The following is a 16,104-nucleotide window of genomic DNA, read 5'->3' on the forward strand; positions in this document are numbered from 1 at the left end:
TCTCAAGTCAATATGGTTGACATGAGAGCGCGGCTTTGCCACTTTCCGGCCAACGGGTCAGGGGAGGGCTCTGCCATGAGCGCAGGGAAGATGGATCGCGCGGCGGCCGAACGTTTCGTCGCGGCATGGTGCGCGAACTGGTGCAAGGTCGATATCGACGCGGTCGTCGCGCATTTCGCCGACGATGCGCAGATGCGCAGTCCTCTCGCGCTCGAACTGACCGGATCGCCCACCGTCACCGGCGCGGAGAACATCCGCGCCTATTGGCGGCAAGCCTATGGCCACATCGAAAGCGCGGACCTGAAGATCGTCAGCTGGAGTTGGGACGAGACGATCGCGCGGCTGACGGTGTGGTGGCAATTGGGTGGCACGCGCGCCAGCGAATTCATGGACTTCGACGATGCGGGCCGTGTGATCCGCAGCGAAGCTTTTTACGGAAAATAGTCATGCGTCTCTTGGATATCGTTCTGCTCCTCAACACGCTCTGGTTTGTCGGTGCCTTCATCCAGTTCAGCATCGCCCAACGCAATACGCTGAAGATATTGCTGCCGCGGGAAGAGCGCAGCAATCCGATCGCGCCAACCCTGGCAGCGAGCGTCGCGTTCCTCGGCGGCATGAACCTGCCGATCGGGCTGTTGTCGTTCTATCTCCTGGCTGCGCGTCCGCTGTTCTTCCAGCCGGTCCAGGCGCAGCTCGTGCTGTTCCTGTTCTTCTCTGCCTGCCATTTCAGCCAGTTCGTCTACAACCTTCCCGTGCTGATGCGCGGCGGACGTGTCGGCGTCGCTTACTGGCCCGTGTTGAAAGGCCCGATGCTCCGGATCTTCGTCATCGACGCGGCGTTGTTCGCGGCCAATCTCGGCGTGGCGCTCCAGCTCGCGTTCTCGTCCTGATTTATCGCGACGGCGCCGACAGGGCGGCCCGCAGCATCGCGGCAAGATCCTTGCGCCGGAACGGCTTTGTCAGGATGCGGGCGTTGCCGACCCCGTCGGGCGTCTTGACCGGATCCTGCGTGTAGCCGGAGGTGAAGAGCACCTTGAGCCCGGGCCGCAGCGCCGTTGCTTGCCGCGCAAGCTCCGGTCCGAACATGCCGCCGGGCATCACGACGTCGGTGAACAGCAAATGGACGTCGCCGCGCTGGCGCAACAGGTCCAGCGCCGCGGGACCGTTCGACCGCGCGATCACGCGGTAGCCGAGCGCCTTCAGCTCGTTCTCGACATAGGCCCGCACCATGTCGTCGTCCTCGACGACGAGAATGGTCTCGCTGCCATCGGGCGCTGCGGTCCGCTCTGCCGGCAATGGATCCTCGGCCGGCGGCGTCGCAAGACGGGGAAAGAACAGCCTGACGACGCTGCCGTGTCCCGGTTCGGACTGCATCTGCACCAGCCCGCCGGACTGTCGCACGAAACCGTAGACCATGCTGAGGCCGAGCCCGGTGCCCTTGCCGACCTCCTTGGTGGTGAAGAAAGGCTCGAAGGCGCGGCTCGCCACCTCGGCGGTCATGCCGGTGCCGGTGTCGGTCACGGCCACCATGACGTAGTCGCCCGGCCGCGGCTCGCCGTTGACGTCGAGGTCGGAGTCGCCGAGCGAGATGTTGCGCGCCTCGACCGTCAGCTTGCCGCCGTCGGGCAAAGCGTCGCGCGCGTTGAGCACGAGGTTGAGCAGCGCGGTCGCCAGCTGGCCGGGATCGACGCTGGTCATCCATAGATCCGCATCGAGCGCGAAGGTGCACTCGACGTGCTCGCCCAGCGATCTGCGCAGCAACGGTTCCATTTCGAGCAGCTTGCCGGCGATGTCGATGTCGCGCGGCCTCAAGGGCTGCTTGCGCGCGAAGGCGAGCAGGCTCCGCGTCAGGTCGGAGCCGCGCTCGGCGGCGGTCGCGATGTCGCCGGCGATCCGGTGCAATTCCTTGTTGCCCGCCAGTTGGTCGGCCAGATGCTCCGAGTTGCCGAGAATGACGGTCAGGAGATTGTTGAAATCGTGCGCCACGCCGCCGGTGAGCTGGCCCATGGCTTCCATCTTCTGCGACTGGCTGAGCTTCTGGTTGAGGTCGGCGATGGCGGCGCGTTGCTGCTGCAGCGATTCGGCGGTGTCGTTGAGCAGGGTCATCAGCCCCCCGAGCTCGCCGCCCGGATGGGGCGGCGGAATCCGCGCGCTGAGATCGCCGCGCCCGAGCTTCTTCGCCATCGCGGCGAGCCGTCCGACCTGGCGCCCAACGCTCACGGTCGCGAGGATCAAGACCGCCGCCAGCAGCAGCAGCGAGGCCACGGTGAGGATCGCCAGGTCCTCGTAGAGCCGGCGGTTCGCCGCCGCGACCAGTCCATCCTTGGACCGTCCGACCAGGATGTAGAGACCGGCATCCCGGGTCGATGGCGAGCGGGCGGCGACGCTCCAGACATGGGTGCGGCCCTCGCCATCGGTCACCTCGTGAAAGGACTCCCGGTCGGGCGCTGCCGCGAAGCGGAACAGTTCGGATCCCGCGATCGACCCGCCGACGGGCACGGACCAGCCTGCTCCGGAGGGAGCGACCAGAACCGTGCCCTTGCCGTCGACCAGCAGGACATCCTTCTCGGCGAGCAGGCGCCTGTGGTGAAACTCCGCGAATTTGCGCAGGTTGAACGAAGCCAGCAGGATCAGCTTCAATGCGCCCGCTTCCGTCCGCACCGGATAAGCGATCTGGAGCACCGATATTCCGGTCAAACGGCCAAACACCGGTTCGAGCACGACGCGGTTCGAGGCCAGGGCCTGCTTGAAATAGGCGCGATCCCGGAGATCGAGGCTGCGGTTGGTCCGCAGCGAGTCGCAGAACAGGCTGCCGTCGGGATCGATGGTCAATATTCCGGTGAACTGCGGGTATTCCTCGCGCACTTCCGACAGGAACGCCGAGCACGCCGCCTTGTCGCGGGTGTCGAGGTCGCGGGCGCGGGCTAGACCATAGTGAAGCTGCGCGGTGCCCTGGATCTTCTCGTTCAGGTCGCTTGCAATCTCGTCGGCCGCCGCCGCCAGATTGGTCAGGGCGGCGTTGATGTCGCTGCTGCGGTTCTGCATGAAGCGCAAGCCGACGAGGCCCGCGGGCACCAGCATGGCCGCGATGACGAGGATCAGTAGCCGGGTACGCAAGCTCATCGGTCGAATGGTCCACTCTGGTCATCGCGTGTGGGGGGCGGAGGTACAATTTGCGGCACCGCCCTCCGCTCCGTCCATAGGCATCGTGCCGAAAAGCGAGGAAAGATTTTGACGCACACGCTTGGCGGGTGGCCGAGGAGGCGCTGCGGGCTCACCGCGATACCGTCGTTCCGTGGTCAACTTGCGCGTGCGCGAGGTGCGGGAGGGCGTTAATATCGAGGTCGCGTGCGACGGAGATCGCGCCGGCAAATCAGGAGGAAGCTGATGTCCATCTCGGGCAAGGTCGATCCGGTCGTGCGTCCCGTCGTGGCGACCGACATCGCCGAGGCGCTGGTCGAGGGTCTGCGCGACTTCCAGGCGCTGCCGCTTTACGGGCTTTGCTTCGGCGCGCTCTACGCCGCCGGCGGCATCGCCATCATGCTCTGCCTCACCGCCTTCGGCATGGTCTATCTGGTCTATCCCCTGGCTGCCGGTTTCGCGCTGATCGGCCCGTTCGTGGCGATCGGCCTCTACGAAGTCAGCCGCCGCCGCGAGCGGGGCGAGCCGGTTTCGTTCGGCGCGATCTGGTCGGCGGTCCGCGCGCGCAGCGAAATTGGCTGGATGGCGTTCGTCACGCTGTTCGTGTTCGTGATCTGGATGTACCAGGTGCGGCTGCTGATCGCGCTGCTGCTCGGCTTGCATGCCTCGTTCTCGAGCCTGCAGGAATTCATGACGGTGGTGCTGACGACCAACGAAGGCCTGCTGTTCCTGGCCATCGGCAACGCGGTCGGCGCCGCGCTGTCGCTGATCCTGTTCTCGCTGACCGTGGTGTCGTTTCCGCTGCTGCTCGATCGCGAGGTCGATTTCGTCACGGCCATGGTGACGAGCGTGCGGGCGGTGGTGACCAGCCCGCTGCCGATGATCGGCTGGGCCGCCGTGATCGTGATGCTGCTGATCGTCTCGGCGCTGCCGTATTTTCTCGGCCTGATCGTGACACTGCCCGTGCTCGGGCACGCGACGTGGCATTTGTACCGGCGGCTGGTGGTGCCGGTGTAGCTTATCGCTCCCTCCACCCCTTGGGCGGTGCCGTAGGGTGGGCAAAGCGAAGCGTGCCCACCGCGTCTGTGCTGTATTGGGTCAGTGGTGGGCACGGCGCAAGTGCGCCTTTGCCCACCCTACGATACCGAGTTCGCGGAGACCCTCGGCGCATCTACGGCGTCTTGATCCCCATCGCCCTCAACGCGTCGAGCATCCGCTGCGGCGGGCCCATTTTCACCACCAGCGGCTTGCCGGTCTCGAGCACGCTCTTGAGGCTGGAGAGGATCGCCGGCCAACCCTGCCGTCCACCTTCGAGTATATCGTCGCTGAGCGGCCGGTCATGGCCTTCGCTCATGGTGAGACGAACCGCATCGCCGACCTGTTCGATCTCGTAGGTCACGAGCGTCGGGCCGAGCTTTTCGATCAGCTCCGGCCAGTTGACGTTGAAGGTGACGGAGAGCTTTCGCGGCGGGTCATAGGCGAGGACCTCGCCGCTGATGTGCAGCGCGCCATCAGGCGTGCGCACGATGAACGCGCCGCCAAGGCGCGGCTCGACCTCCACGGCATTGCCGAAGAAATACTGCCTGCTGAACTCGGTCGAGGTCAGCGCTTCCCACACCTTCTCCGGCGTCGCGGCGATGTAGATGGTGTAGACCGTGAGCGGCCTGAATTGATCGAGGTTCATTTTGCATCGAATCCCTTGTTCAGGGCTGCGCGCGGAATGCCGAGCAGCTTGCCGGTCTCGAGCAGGCTCTTGAGCTGGGACAGGATCGCCGGCCAGCCGTTGGAGACGGCGCCGAGATATTTGCCGCCCTCGACGAAGCCGTCATGCAACACGGTCAAACGCACGAGCGCGCCGAATGGTTCGATGGTGAAGAGGACGCGTGAGATCGGCTCGCCGCGCAGTTCCTCGAACTTGTGGTGCTTGAAGCTGTAAGAGAGGCGCCGCGTCGGATCGGCTTCGAGGATTTCGCCGGAATCGGTGACCTCGCCATCGAGCAGAAGCGCGAAGGGCGAGCCGACCTTCCAGTCCGATTTCACCTCGGCGCCGAACCAGTATTGCTTGGTGAACGCGCTCGACGTCAGCGCCTCCCACAGTTTTTCCGGCGTGGTCTCGATATAGCTCACATAGACGAATTGCGGCTTACTCATCGCGCTTCTCCAACTGGCGTTTCAACTCGCCGAGCGCGACGAGCTTGTCGCGCTCGAACTTCCTGATCCAGCGTTCGCCGATCTGATGGATCGGCACCGGGTTGAGGTAGTGCAGCTTCTCGCGGCCGTGCCTGATGGTCGTGACCAGATTGGCCTCTTCGAGAATGGCAAGGTGCTTGGTGACGGCCTGCCGCGTCATCGCGAGTCCCTCGCAAAGTTCGTTCAGCGTCTGGCCGTTCCTGGCGTGAAGCCTGTCCAAGAGCGAGCGTCGGGACGCGTCGGCGAGCGCTTTGAAGACTTCATCCATGGCGGTGATAATAGGCAACCAAATGGTTGCATGTCAAGCCCGACGTCATTCCGGAAACCGCGCAGCGGTTATCCGGAATCTCGAGATTCCGGGTTCGCACTTCGTGCGCCCCGGAATGACCGCCGCGAAATCGTGTTTTGGTCGCTCGCAAATGCCTGTGTTAGCCTTTCATCTCAGCCAACGCAGATTGGTTCCGGGAGGACATTGATGTTCCGTTGTGTCTTGACTGCCGCAGGCCTCGTTCTTTTCGCCTGCGGCACCGCGGCCTACGCGCAGAAGCAGACCATCGGCGCGCCGCCGGAGGCTTCCAACATGAAGCTGGTCGGCACCAACGACCTCCAGGCGCGCAGCGCCTATCAGCCAACCATCCACCATCAGGGCGATCGCTGGATCGCCTATATCGGCCATCACGGCGGCACCGACGATGTGCCCGCGCCCGTCAATCCGATGACGGGGCAGGCGGAGCCGAACGGAACCTCGATCGTCGACGTCACCGATCCCGCGCGTCCAAAGTATCTGCGGCATCTGCCGGGGCAGGAGGGCAAGTATGAGTCCGGCGGCGCACAGATGGTGCGGGTCTGCGACGGCAAGGCGTTGCCGAAGGGCGATCCCAGCGCAGTCTATATGCTGCGCACCTTCGGCAGCGAGGCGCATGAGATCTGGAACGTCACTGATCCCGCCAGCCCCGTGCTCATCACGCGCATCGCCGGCCTGAAGGACACGCACAAGAGCTGGTGGGAATGCGAAACCGGCATCGCCTTTCTCGTCTCGGGTGCGCCGGACTGGCGCACCCGCCGCATGACGCAGGTCTATGACCTCTCAGATCCCGCGCATCCGCAGAAGATCCGCGACTTCGGCCTGCCGGGTCAGGAGCCGGGTTCGACCGGCGCGGTGCCGACCGAATTACACGGGCCGATCTCGACCGGGCCGAGCGGCAACCGCGTCTATTTCGGCTACGGCACCAACAAGGGCGGCATATTGCAGATCGTCGATCGCGAGAAGCTGTTGAGCGGGCCGAAGGAGCCAACGGCGGACAATCTCCGCTTTCCCGAGATTGCGCGCATGCCGATGTCCGCCTTCAATGGCGCCCATACCACGTTCCCGATGCTCGACATGCCGGTTGCGGAGTTTGCCGAGGACAAGGACGGCAAGACGCGCGACATCGTCATGATCGTGGACGAGGCGATCCTCAACGAATGCGGCGAGGCGCGGCAGATGGTGTGGTTTGCCGACGTCACCACCGAGACGCGGCCGATGATGATCTCGAGCTATACCGTGCCGGAGGCGAGCGGGCAGTTCTGCCAGCGCGGCGGCCGGTTCGGCTCGCATTCGTCGAACGAGAGCATGACGCCGGTCTACTACAAGAAGCTGGCCTTCATCGCCTTCTTCAACGCCGGCGTACGCGCGCTCGATATCCGCGATCCCTATCATCCGAAGGAAGTCGGCTATTTCATCCCGGCGATCACTGCGGCGACCGACAAGCGCTGCATTCCCGTCGAGGGCGGCGAGCGCTGCAAAGTCGCGATCCAGACCAACAATGTCGAGACCGATGATCGCGGCTACATCTACATCGTCGACCGCGCCAATACCGGCCTGCACATTCTCGAACTGACGGGTCCCGCGCGCGCTGTGGCCGGTTTGCCGAGGAACTGATGCGGCACGCAATGAACATCGCGGCTGCGGTGATCGCGCTCGGTGCGGTTGCGAGCATGCATGCCGATGGGACGGAGCGCGGCGGGCGATGGCGGGAGATCGCGTGGCCGTTTCCCCGCGACGGCTGGCCCGCGGGCCGCGCGTTCCGCTGTATCGCCGGCGGATGCGATGGTGCCGAGCTCTACATCCGCGCCAAGCGCGGCTTCTGCAATTGCGACACTGGCGTTGCCGATGACGACGAGGTCGACCGCGTCACCGACATCGACCTGATCAGTCCGCGCTTTGCCCCCGTCGCACCGGGGCACGCCGTGGGCATCGCCGCCATGCAGGGCCGCATCAGGCACTACGACCTCGACATGCCCGACGGCACCCGCCACGCCGCCGCCGGCCTCGCGCTGTCGCGCCGCTGCGATCTGCTGGTCGCGGTGGCGCAAGGCGCAGGCGAGGCGAATGCCGTGCAGCGTGCGGCGCTGGTGTTCCTGGAAACGGAGGAGATGAAGAGGTGGATGGCCGAAGCATTGGACGGTCGGTGATGCTCGTACGCCCGCTTCCACATTCTCCGCTGTCATTCCCCCGCGAAGGTGGGGGATCCAGTATTCCAGAGACGCATGTGTGATACGGAGAGGCCGCGGCGTACTGGATACCCCGCCTTCGCGGGGTATGACACCGCTGACTGCCGCGCGCCCTGCGCTCATCTCGCTTCCGTTCCCGCCCATCCCATGCATTAATACCCCCAATCCGCCCTCAGCCGAGTCCTCCCCATGATGTCCATGCAAGCCTATCTCGCCTTCGTCGCCGCCTGCATTGCGCTGGCGTTGCTGCCGGGTCCGATCGTGACGCTCGTCATCGCCAACGGCCTGCGCCATGGCACGCGCGCGGCGCTGACCAACGTTGCCGGCGCGCAAGCGGGTCTTGCCATCGTCATCGGCATCGTCGCGATCGGCCTGACCTCGCTGATGGCGACCATGGGCTACTGGTTCGACTGGGTGCGCTTTGCCGGCGCGGCCTATCTGGTCTGGCTCGGCATCAGGCTGATCTGGGCGCCGGTCGAGGGCGTCGATGTCGACGCGCCGCCTCCGCCGCCGCGCGGCGGGTTCTTCCTGCAAGGCTTCCTGGTGTTGCTGTCGAACCCGAAGGTGCTGGTGTTCTTCGGCGCTTTCATTCCGCAGTTCATGGACATGAGCCAGCCGCACTTTCCGCAAGTCGCGCTGCTCGGCGCCACCTTCATGGTCACCGCGGTGATGACGGACGCGCTCTATGCCATCGCAGCCGGCCGCGCCCGGAAATTCTTCTCGGCCCGCCGCACCCGGATGATGTCGCGTATCTCCGGCGGCTTCATGATCGGCGGCGGTATCTGGCTGGCGCTGACAAGGGCCAAATGAGCAGACAGCCCGGTTGAACCTGCGGCGGCGGTGATGCGTCCAAGGAAGCATTGCCGTTGACCCAAGGATTTTGACCGTGCCGAATTTGCCGCCGCTCGTCTACGCGATGCTGCTTGCGCCGCTCGCGCTCATCCTGATTGCCGCCATCGTCAAGACCTGGCAGGCGCGCGAGGCGCGAAGCTGGCCGCAAGCCGCGGGCAAGGTCATCACCTCGGTCGCCGAGGTGCGCGAGGTCAAGGTGTCCGATGACGAGCGCGAGGATGGCTACCGCACCGAGAGCCGCAACTTCGCCAACGTCACTTACGAATATTCGGTCGGCGGCCGCAAGCTGCGCGGCAGCCGCATCTCGATCGGCGAGGACCTCGGCAATTTCCAGGTCGCCGAGAAGCTGGCGAAATATCCGGCCGGCAGCATCGTCTCCGTCTACTACAATCCGCGCCATCCCGATCAGGCGGTGCTGGAGCGGGACCTGCCGAAGGGGCTGTGGGGCTGCCTCGGCATCGGCTCGGCGATCGTGCTCGCCATCATCTTCGGCTCGGTCTTCGGCCTCAACCAGAGCTACCAATATTTCGCCCATCACATCGGCCGGCCCGACCTTGCCGGCCTCGTCGTCGCCTTCGGCGCGTTCGGCCTCGTCATCGCGCTGATGGCGTGGGCCGTGCAGCGGCAGGCGTCGATGGCGACGCGCTGGCCGGTCGTGCCGGGCACGATCAAGCTGTCGGGCATCGAGGAGTATCACGAGGCCAGCGAGCCCGGCGAGGCGCGTGGCCTCGAGATGTTCGGCAAGCGCGTGACCTACACCTATCGCTACCAGAACATCAGTTACACCAATGAATGCGCGCGCGTCGCGGCGGAAACGCCGTCGGCTTCCGACGAGATGCTGAAGAAGCTGATGTCTCGCTACCAGGACGGCGCGACCGTCGAGGTCCGCGTCAATCCCGACAATCCGGCCGAAGCCACGTTAGAGGCCCGCGGCGACGGCCGCATGGCCTACGTGCTGTGGGGCATCGCCGCGATCTTCGCCGCGCTGGCGCTGTTCGTCGCAACGCGGGGTGGCTAGTCGACCAACCTCTCCGCCCGCAGCTCCACTTCGATCTCCGCAAAAATCCGCGCCAGCCGCTCCGCCCATTGCTGCTGGCCGGACTGGTCCGCGATCAGGTCCTGGCGGATCTCGATGCCGGTGTTGGCGAGGCCGCGGGCTTCGCCATGCACGGGGATGGTGTAGTCGGTGAGGTCGCTCACCGCATAGGGCTCGTTGTCGCCGACGACGAGATCGCTCTCGCTGCGAAGATGTTTCAGCAACAGCCGCGGCAGCACGGGGTCGCGATTGTACAGCGCGCCGATGTGCCAGGGCCGGGCGACACCGGCATAAACAGGCGTGAAGCTGTGCAGCGACACCAGCACGGTCGGGCGCTTGTCGTGCAGGCGCCGGCCGATCGTCGTGTCGATACGATGATGATAGGGCTCGAAGATCTCGCGCCGCCGCGCGGCGCGCTCGGCGTCGGAGATCGCCTCGTTGCGCGGGATCGTGGTTGCCTCTGATATCACGGGGATCGAGCTCGCAACGCCGGGAGGACGGTTGCAGTCGATCACCAGCCGCGAATAGCGCTGCGCGATCAGATGCGCATCGAGCATGTGGGCGAGGCGCTCGGCGACCCCTGCGATGCCGATGTCCAGCCGATGTGCCTGACGAGCTCGCTCTCGGGAATGCCGAGATCGCCGAGCGCGCGCGGCAGCACCCGTCCGTAGTGATCGGAGGTCAGCAGGAAGGGCGATGTGCCTTCCGCATTCACCTCATGCACTGGCGGAATGTCACCCTCGCCGAGCAGTTGATCGGCCGCGCCGGCTGTGTCTAAAGCCATCCTGATTGCCTATGGAAAAAGCAGTCACCCCGAAAATTGGGCAGGAATCGGTATAGATTGGTCCGCCCAAAATCACCATGATTGCCGGACGATGCCGTTGCTCACGATTCATCACAAGACCGAATATCGCTACAACCGCCCCGTGGCGTTCGGCGAACACCGCATCATGCTGCGTCCGCGCGACGGGCATGATCTGCGCGTGCTCGAATCCAGGCTCGAGATCTCGCCCGAGCCGATGTCGCTGCGCTGGATCCACGACGTGTTCGGCAACTCGGTTGCGATCGCCAGTTTCGACGAGCGCGCGGATCATCTGACCTTCGATTGGCACGTTACCGTCGAGCACAATCCGGTCGACGAGTTCGCGCTGACCGCGGACGATGCCGCCTATTTCTATCCGTTCGTCTATGACGACGAGGAGTTTGCCGACCTCGTCCAGTACATCACGCCGCAATATGCCGATCCCGACGCCGAGATCGGAGAATGGGCGCGCGGCTTCCTCGACGAGGAGGCGCCGACGCCGACCTTCAAGATCCTGAGCGGCATGACGCACGCCATCCGCAAGCAGTTCAAATACCGCAAGCGTCACGAGCCCGGCACGCAGCATCCGCTTCATACTTTGCAGTCGGGCACAGGAACCTGCCGGGACTATGCGCTGTTCATGATCGAGGCGCTGCGCCAGCTCGGCATCGCCGCGCGCTTCGTCTCGGGCTACATCTTCGTGCCCGAGGATATCGCGCAGCGCCATGTCGGCGGCGGCTCGACCCACGCCTGGGTGCAGGTGTACTTGCCGAGCGCGGGGTGGATCGAGTTCGATCCGACCAACGGCATCGTCGGCACCCGCGACCTCATCCGCGTCGCGGTCGCCCGCGACCCGCGTCAGGCGATCCCGCTGCATGGCGTCTATATCGGCTCCGAGGACGCCTTCGACGAGATGGAAGTGAACATCAAGGTGGTCTCGGACGACCAGGACAGCGATGCAGAGATGGAGACAGAGGTTTCGTAGATGGAGATCAGGGTCGGCTTCGAGATCACCTACGCGGCGGTGCAGCCGACGCCGATGGTGATCATGCTGAACATCCACCCCTCGCGGCAGGCCGACATCATCGGCCGGGAGACGGTGGTTGCCGAGCCCGACGTTCCGATCCGCTTCTATCACGATGGTTTCGGCAATGTGTGCGGCCGCCTCATGGCGCCGGCCGGCGGCGTGACGCTGAAGGGCAGCGCGCTGGTGCGCGACAGCGGCCTGCCCGACGAGGTGATGCCGGATGCGCAGCAGATTCCGATCGAGCAATTGCCGAACGAACTGCTGCTCTATCTGATGCCGAGCCGCTATTGCGAGACCGACAAGCTCACGGACATCGCCTGGTCGCTGTTCGCTAAGACGGAGCCCGGTTGGAATCGAGTCGCGGCGCTCACCGCATTCGTGCATCAGCATGTCACCTTCGGCTATGAGCATGCCCATCACATGAAGTCGGCGCACGACGTCTACGAGCAGAAGACCGGCGTCTGCCGCGACTTCGCGCATTTGGCCGTCGCGCTCTGCCGCTGCATGGGCATCCCCGCGCGCTACTGCACCGGCTACATGGGCGACATCGGCATCCCGGCCGAACCGTTCCCGATGGATTTCTCCGGCTGGTTTCAGGCCTGGCTCTCGGGCCAATGGTTCACCTTCGACGCCCGCCACAACACCCCCCGCATCGGCCGCATCCTGATGGCCACCGGCCGCGACGCCGCCGACGTCGCGCTGTCGACGAGCTTCGGCCGGATGGAGCTGAAGAAATTCGTGGTGGTGAGCGAGGAGGTGGTCGGCGCGGACGTGGTGAAGGCGGGGTGAGGGGGTCCAAGCTCGTCATTGCGAGCGAAGCGAAGCAATCCAATCTGTTTCCGCAGTGACAGCCTGGATTGCTTCGTCGCAAGAGCTCCTCGCAATGACGGTAGCGGGCACGATGCTTCCCCAACGTCGTCCTGGCCTTAGTGTGGCGCGATGTCGCCATCAGGTTGCCCATTCCCACATTCGGTGGTTATGGGTCCTGGCTTTCGCCAGGACGACGGCGGTTTGTAAAGCTGTCGCTCCGCATCAATCGCAGCTATAGACCCCCCATGACCCCCAACCGTCTCTTCGTCTACGGCACCCTGATGCGCGGCTTCGACCATCCGATGGCGCGGCTGCTTGCGCAGCACGCGGACTTCATCGGCGAGGCAACCTGCCGCGGCCGGCTGTTCCTCATCAAGCATTATCCGGGATTGCTGTTGTCGGACGCGTCCTCCGACCTCGTCCATGGCGAGCTCTTTCAGATGCGCGTGGCCGACGAGCTGCTGCGCGAGCTCGACATGTATGAAGCCTGCGGCGAAGGCTTTCCCGAGCCGACCGAATATCTGCGCGAGCTGATCGACGTGACGCTGCCGGACGGCACATCCGAGAAGGCCTGGACCTATATCTACAACTGGCCCGTCACCGATCTGCCCCGCATCGCGTCGGGACGCTTCCTCAACCACTGATCGCAGATGCGGACTTCACCTCTCCCCGTAAGAACGGGGCGGGGGAGCGCACCGTCATCGTGGTTCTACGCCGACAGCACTTCCTTCACCACGCGCACGTCGACCTCGCGCTCGACGTAGCTCCATTCCTCGGTCTGCCTGAGCATCGCCACCAGCTCCTCGAACAGCGAGGCATCCGCGGGCGCGAACTCGAACCAGGTCAGGAAATCGAAGGGCTCGGCGAGGTCGCGGCAGTGATAGAGCTGACGCGCGATCGCGGGCAGGAAACGAAGACTGCCGGCGATGTGATGCGACCGGTCTTCGAAGATATTGCGGCGCTCTTCCTGGGTCAGTTCCCACCAGGCCTGCGACTTGCGGATCGGGATCAGCGCTGCGCTGGTGGCCTCAGGGCGGCCAAGCCCGGCCTGCACGGCCACGAGCTGCTGCTTCTCGGACCGCTCGGTGTAGCGCAAGCTGCTGGCAACGCCGACCAGCCGCCAGGCATTGCGCGAGGGCACCAGCGGCAACGAGACCGCGTCGCTGTCGGTCACCGACAGCGCCGGCATGAAGGGCAGGGGCTCGCCCGTCACCGATGAAATCGAGGTGACGCGCCAGCCCCCGCTGTGGCCGCCTCGAAAGGTCCTGAACATGGGGGTATGGAAGCGTGGAACCGGGCGGGGTTCAAGTGGCTCTCGCCGGTCATTCGGGGGCGCGTCACTTGGCGCGAGCCCGGAATCCATTTCTCCGAGCATCCCGGCGGCGCCATGGATTCCGGGCTCGATGCTTTCGCATCGCCCCGGAATGACGGGGAGATGACGGAAGCCCTGTGCATAGGTCGAATAACCCGGATAACCCGCCTAAACCTGACTTTTGGCGAGGCCGTCCCTATATCCCTGATCCTTCGCCCGACTCACACGGTTTCGCGCTAGACAGACGCCATGCGCTTCACGCCCCAATTTCTCGACGAGCTTCGTGCCCGGCTTTCGGTTTCCGAAGTCGTGGGCAAGCGCGTCAAGCTGAAGAAGGCGGGAAGGGAGTGGAAGGGGCTGTCGCCGTTCCAGCAGGAGAAGACGCCGTCCTTCTACGTCAACGACCAGAAGGGTTTTTACCACGACTTCTCCTCCGGCAAGCACGGCGACATCATCAATTTCGTGATGGAAACCGACGGCCTGCCGTTCGCCGAGGCGGTCGAGCGGCTCGCGAACATGGCGGGCCTGCCGCTGCCGGCGGTGACGCCCAACGCGGCGCGCGAGGAGCAGCGGCGGCGCTCGCTGCATGACGTCATGGATCTCGCCGCCAAGTATTTTGCGGAGACGCTGGCCTCGCGAGTCGGCGCGAAAGCGCGCGGCTATCTCGCGGACCGCGCCATTTCGCCGGCGACGCAATTGCAGTTCCGTCTCGGCTACGCCTCGCCCGATCGCTTCGCGCTGAAGGAGCATCTCGGCAAGCTCGGAATCTCCGTCGACGACATGGTCGAGACCGGGCTGCTCGTGGCCGGCAACGATATTCCCGTTCCTTACGACCGCTTCCGCGATCGCGTGATGTTTCCGATCACCGATTTGCGCGGCCGCGTCATCGCCTTCGGCGGGCGCGCGCTGGAGAAGGACGTTCCGGCAAAATACCTGAACTCGCCGGAGACCCCGCTCTTCCACAAGGGCGACAATCTCTACAACCACCAGACCGCGCGCAAAGCCACCCATGACGGCGCATCGCTGATCGTGGTCGAAGGCTATGTCGACGTCATCGCCATGGTCACCGCGGGCTTTTCAGGCGCCGTTGCGCCGCTCGGCACCGCGCTGACCGAAAGCCAGCTCGCGCTGCTCTGGAAGATGGCGGACGAGCCGATCCTCTGCTTCGACGGCGACCGCGCCGGACAGAAGGCGGCCTATCGCGCTGCCGATCTTGCGCTGCCTTTCCTTGCGCCCGGCAAGAGTCTTCGTTTTGCGCTGCTGCCGGAAGGGCAGGACCCCGACGATCTCGTGCGCTCCGGCGGCCGTGGCGCGATGGAAGAGGTGATTGCGGCCGCGCGTCCGCTGGCCGACATGCTCTGGTCGCGCGAGCTCGAAGGCGGCAATTTTGCCACCCCGGAGCGTCGTGCCGCGCTGGAAGCGCGCATCAAGGAATTGTCCAACGGCATCCGCGACGAGGTGGTGCGGCGCTATTACCGCGACGATTTCGTCGAGCGGCTGCAGCGCACCTTCGCTCCCGAAGGCGGGCGCGGCGGCTTTGGCGGGCGCGGCAATTTCCGCCCCGGTCAGGGCGGCCGGTCGTTCCAGCCGCGGGGCGGGGGCGGTGCGAATCGATTCGGCGGCCAGGGATTCGGTGGAGGATTTGGCGGCGGCCGCCGCGGCGCCCCCGGTCCGACCCTGCTGCCCTCCGGCCCCTACCAGGCGGCGAGCCCGCAGCTGGCGGCCAGCCCGATCATGCGCGGACAGAGAAGTGCCATTTCCCGCCGCGAGGCCCTGATCCTGCAAATCCTGATCAACCATCCCTGGCTGCTACACGACCACCTGGAGGAGGTGGCCGCCCTGGAGCTGGCCCATCCCGAGGCCCACAAGCTCCGGGCCGGCATTATCGCTGCCTTCGCCAACGACCATCATCATTCTCCGGACCCCGGGGAGCAGGCCGAGAAGATGCGCGCCGACCTTGAGAAGGGCGGATTTACCCCGTTACTTCAAAGGGTTGAGAACGCTATCACCACCGCGGCAGTGTGGGGCGCCCGCGAGGGGGCCGCTAGGGACGACGTTCTTGCCACCTGGCATCAGCTGGTTGCCTTGCATCGGCAATGGCATTCACTACTTAGAGAGCTGAAGGACGCCGAGCTGGCCTTGGGGGAGGACCCCAGCGAGGCCAGTTTGGCATGGCTGCGTGACGTCAAGGCCCGGATGGCCGAAGTCGACGGTACCGAGGCCCTGATCGAGGGTTTTGGCGAGCTGTCGGGTCGGTTCCAGAAGAGCGTGTGATGAAAGAATCATGCGGACGGCCGGGGCCGGAACCGCTAAAAGACTCGCCAAATCCAAGGTTTGGCGGCAAAAACAGGGTTAATCGAGGCTTAACGGTCTTGTAGCACTTTGGCCCAGAGGCGGCCGCAGGCAGAACAGACGCGTCAGGAATGAATCCGCGCAATAGC

16 protein-coding genes and 1 pseudogene are annotated in these 16,104 nt (G+C 64.9%); 11 read left to right on the plus strand and 6 right to left on the minus strand.

Annotated elements, in window-relative coordinates:
* The first annotated feature begins 75 nt into the window (after positions 1-75).
* Positions 76-444: a nuclear transport factor 2 family protein gene (locus QA649_RS08240; RefSeq protein WP_283023730.1), complete on the plus strand. Its 369-nt coding sequence runs from the start codon at positions 76-78 to the stop codon at positions 442-444.
* Between the two features lie 2 nt (positions 445-446).
* Positions 447-890, plus strand: a complete 444-nt coding sequence (locus QA649_RS08245) for a hypothetical protein (RefSeq protein ID WP_283023731.1) — start codon at positions 447-449, stop codon at positions 888-890.
* A gap of 1 nt (position 891) precedes the next feature.
* Here QA649_RS08245 and QA649_RS08250 read toward each other — a convergent pair whose 3' ends face one another.
* Positions 892-3,123 (minus strand): ATP-binding protein, encoded by a 2,232-nt coding sequence (locus QA649_RS08250; RefSeq protein WP_283023732.1) that lies wholly within the window; start codon positions 3,121-3,123, stop codon positions 892-894.
* 264 nt (positions 3,124-3,387) lie between these two features.
* Here QA649_RS08250 and QA649_RS08255 point away from each other — a divergent pair, with 264 nt between their 5' ends.
* Positions 3,388-4,158 (plus strand): DUF2189 domain-containing protein, encoded by a 771-nt coding sequence (locus QA649_RS08255; RefSeq protein WP_283023733.1) that lies wholly within the window; start codon positions 3,388-3,390, stop codon positions 4,156-4,158.
* 154 nt (positions 4,159-4,312) lie between these two features.
* On the opposite strand, the gene QA649_RS08260 is transcribed toward QA649_RS08255, so the two are convergent.
* From QA649_RS08260 to QA649_RS08270, 3 genes are read right to left on the minus strand one after another with little or no spacing between them, the layout of a single operon-like run.
* On the minus strand, positions 4,313-4,825 hold the full coding sequence (locus QA649_RS08260) for an SRPBCC family protein (RefSeq protein WP_283023734.1): 513 nt from the start codon (positions 4,823-4,825) through the stop codon (positions 4,313-4,315).
* Positions 4,822-5,292, minus strand: a complete 471-nt coding sequence (locus QA649_RS08265) for an SRPBCC family protein (protein WP_283023735.1) — start codon at positions 5,290-5,292, stop codon at positions 4,822-4,824. Before QA649_RS08265 ends, QA649_RS08260 begins: the two co-directional genes overlap by 4 nt.
* Positions 5,285-5,599, minus strand: coding sequence for a metalloregulator ArsR/SmtB family transcription factor (locus tag QA649_RS08270; protein ID WP_283023736.1), 315 nt, complete (start codon positions 5,597-5,599; stop codon positions 5,285-5,287). The genes QA649_RS08265 and QA649_RS08270 overlap by 8 nt, the downstream gene beginning before the upstream one ends.
* A gap of 207 nt (positions 5,600-5,806) precedes the next feature.
* Between QA649_RS08270 and QA649_RS08275 the strand changes: the two genes are divergently transcribed.
* The 4 genes from QA649_RS08275 to QA649_RS08290 all read left to right on the plus strand — a co-directional run bounded on the left by QA649_RS08275 (position 5,807) and on the right by QA649_RS08290 (position 9,694).
* Positions 5,807-7,252 carry a hypothetical protein gene (locus QA649_RS08275; RefSeq protein ID WP_283023737.1) on the plus strand — a complete coding sequence of 482 codons (1,446 nt, stop codon included), beginning with the start codon at positions 5,807-5,809 and terminating at the stop codon, positions 7,250-7,252.
* A complete protein-coding gene (locus QA649_RS08280; RefSeq protein ID WP_283023738.1) occupies positions 7,252-7,785 on the plus strand; it encodes a hypothetical protein in 534 nt (177 codons plus the stop codon). Before QA649_RS08275 ends, QA649_RS08280 begins: the two co-directional genes overlap by 1 nt.
* A 228-nt stretch (positions 7,786-8,013) precedes the next feature.
* The gene (locus QA649_RS08285) at positions 8,014-8,634 is read left to right on the plus strand and encodes a LysE family translocator (RefSeq protein ID WP_283023739.1); all 621 of its coding nucleotides are present in this window, start codon (positions 8,014-8,016) and stop codon (positions 8,632-8,634) included.
* A 76-nt stretch (positions 8,635-8,710) separates the two neighbouring features.
* A complete protein-coding gene (locus QA649_RS08290) occupies positions 8,711-9,694 on the plus strand; it encodes a DUF3592 domain-containing protein (RefSeq protein WP_283023740.1) in 984 nt (327 codons plus the stop codon).
* On the opposite strand, the pseudogene QA649_RS08295 reads toward QA649_RS08290, so the two are convergent.
* A pseudogene (locus QA649_RS08295) lies at positions 9,691-10,496 on the minus strand (N-formylglutamate amidohydrolase). The gene QA649_RS08290 and the pseudogene QA649_RS08295 sit on opposite strands and share 4 nt — an antisense overlap.
* 91 nt (positions 10,497-10,587) lie before the next feature.
* On the opposite strand from QA649_RS08295, the gene QA649_RS08300 reads away from it, so the two are divergent.
* The 3 genes from QA649_RS08300 (at position 10,588) to QA649_RS08310 (ending at position 12,995) form a co-directional block, all read left to right on the plus strand.
* The gene (locus QA649_RS08300) at positions 10,588-11,499 is read left to right on the plus strand and encodes a transglutaminase family protein (RefSeq protein ID WP_283023741.1); all 912 of its coding nucleotides are present in this window, start codon (positions 10,588-10,590) and stop codon (positions 11,497-11,499) included.
* Positions 11,500-12,330 (plus strand): transglutaminase family protein, encoded by an 831-nt coding sequence (locus QA649_RS08305; protein WP_283023742.1) that lies wholly within the window; start codon positions 11,500-11,502, stop codon positions 12,328-12,330.
* Positions 12,331-12,596: 266 nt separating this feature from the next.
* Positions 12,597-12,995: a gamma-glutamylcyclotransferase family protein gene (locus tag QA649_RS08310; protein ID WP_283023743.1), complete on the plus strand. Its 399-nt coding sequence runs from the start codon at positions 12,597-12,599 to the stop codon at positions 12,993-12,995.
* 65 nt (positions 12,996-13,060) lie between these two features.
* Here the strand turns inward: QA649_RS08310 and QA649_RS08315 are convergent, their stop codons facing one another.
* A complete protein-coding gene (locus QA649_RS08315) occupies positions 13,061-13,624 on the minus strand; it encodes a chlorite dismutase family protein (protein WP_283023744.1) in 564 nt (187 codons plus the stop codon).
* A gap of 288 nt (positions 13,625-13,912) precedes the next feature.
* On the opposite strand from QA649_RS08315, the gene dnaG reads away from it, so the two are divergent.
* Positions 13,913-15,937, plus strand: a complete 2,025-nt coding sequence (gene dnaG, locus QA649_RS08320; RefSeq protein WP_283023745.1) for a DNA primase — start codon at positions 13,913-13,915, stop codon at positions 15,935-15,937.
* The last annotated feature ends 167 nt before the right edge of the window (positions 15,938-16,104 follow it).

The organism is Bradyrhizobium sp. CB1717, assembly GCF_029714325.1.
Taxonomy (GTDB): domain Bacteria; phylum Pseudomonadota; class Alphaproteobacteria; order Rhizobiales; family Xanthobacteraceae; genus Bradyrhizobium.

What these genes read in the sequence shown, in the direction of transcription:
- QA649_RS08240 (WP_283023730.1), top strand. Translation starts at nt 76, where the DNA reads ATGAGCGCAGGGAAGATGGATCGCGCGGCGGCCGAACGTTTCGTCGCG.
- QA649_RS08245 (WP_283023731.1), top strand. Translation starts at nt 447, where the DNA reads ATGCGTCTCTTGGATATCGTTCTGCTCCTCAACACGCTCTGGTTTGTC.
- QA649_RS08250 (WP_283023732.1), bottom strand. Translation starts at nt 3,123, where the DNA reads ATGAGCTTGCGTACCCGGCTACTGATCCTCGTCATCGCGGCCATGCTG.
- QA649_RS08255 (WP_283023733.1), top strand. Translation starts at nt 3,388, where the DNA reads ATGTCCATCTCGGGCAAGGTCGATCCGGTCGTGCGTCCCGTCGTGGCG.
- QA649_RS08260 (WP_283023734.1), bottom strand. Translation starts at nt 4,825, where the DNA reads ATGAACCTCGATCAATTCAGGCCGCTCACGGTCTACACCATCTACATC.
- QA649_RS08265 (WP_283023735.1), bottom strand. Translation starts at nt 5,292, where the DNA reads ATGAGTAAGCCGCAATTCGTCTATGTGAGCTATATCGAGACCACGCCG.
- QA649_RS08270 (WP_283023736.1), bottom strand. Translation starts at nt 5,599, where the DNA reads ATGGATGAAGTCTTCAAAGCGCTCGCCGACGCGTCCCGACGCTCGCTC.
- QA649_RS08275 (WP_283023737.1), top strand. Translation starts at nt 5,807, where the DNA reads ATGTTCCGTTGTGTCTTGACTGCCGCAGGCCTCGTTCTTTTCGCCTGC.
- QA649_RS08280 (WP_283023738.1), top strand. Translation starts at nt 7,252, where the DNA reads ATGCGGCACGCAATGAACATCGCGGCTGCGGTGATCGCGCTCGGTGCG.
- QA649_RS08285 (WP_283023739.1), top strand. Translation starts at nt 8,014, where the DNA reads ATGATGTCCATGCAAGCCTATCTCGCCTTCGTCGCCGCCTGCATTGCG.
- QA649_RS08300 (WP_283023741.1), top strand. Translation starts at nt 10,588, where the DNA reads ATGCCGTTGCTCACGATTCATCACAAGACCGAATATCGCTACAACCGC.
- QA649_RS08305 (WP_283023742.1), top strand. Translation starts at nt 11,500, where the DNA reads ATGGAGATCAGGGTCGGCTTCGAGATCACCTACGCGGCGGTGCAGCCG.
- QA649_RS08310 (WP_283023743.1), top strand. Translation starts at nt 12,597, where the DNA reads ATGACCCCCAACCGTCTCTTCGTCTACGGCACCCTGATGCGCGGCTTC.
- QA649_RS08315 (WP_283023744.1), bottom strand. Translation starts at nt 13,624, where the DNA reads ATGTTCAGGACCTTTCGAGGCGGCCACAGCGGGGGCTGGCGCGTCACC.
- dnaG (WP_283023745.1), top strand. Translation starts at nt 13,913, where the DNA reads ATGCGCTTCACGCCCCAATTTCTCGACGAGCTTCGTGCCCGGCTTTCG.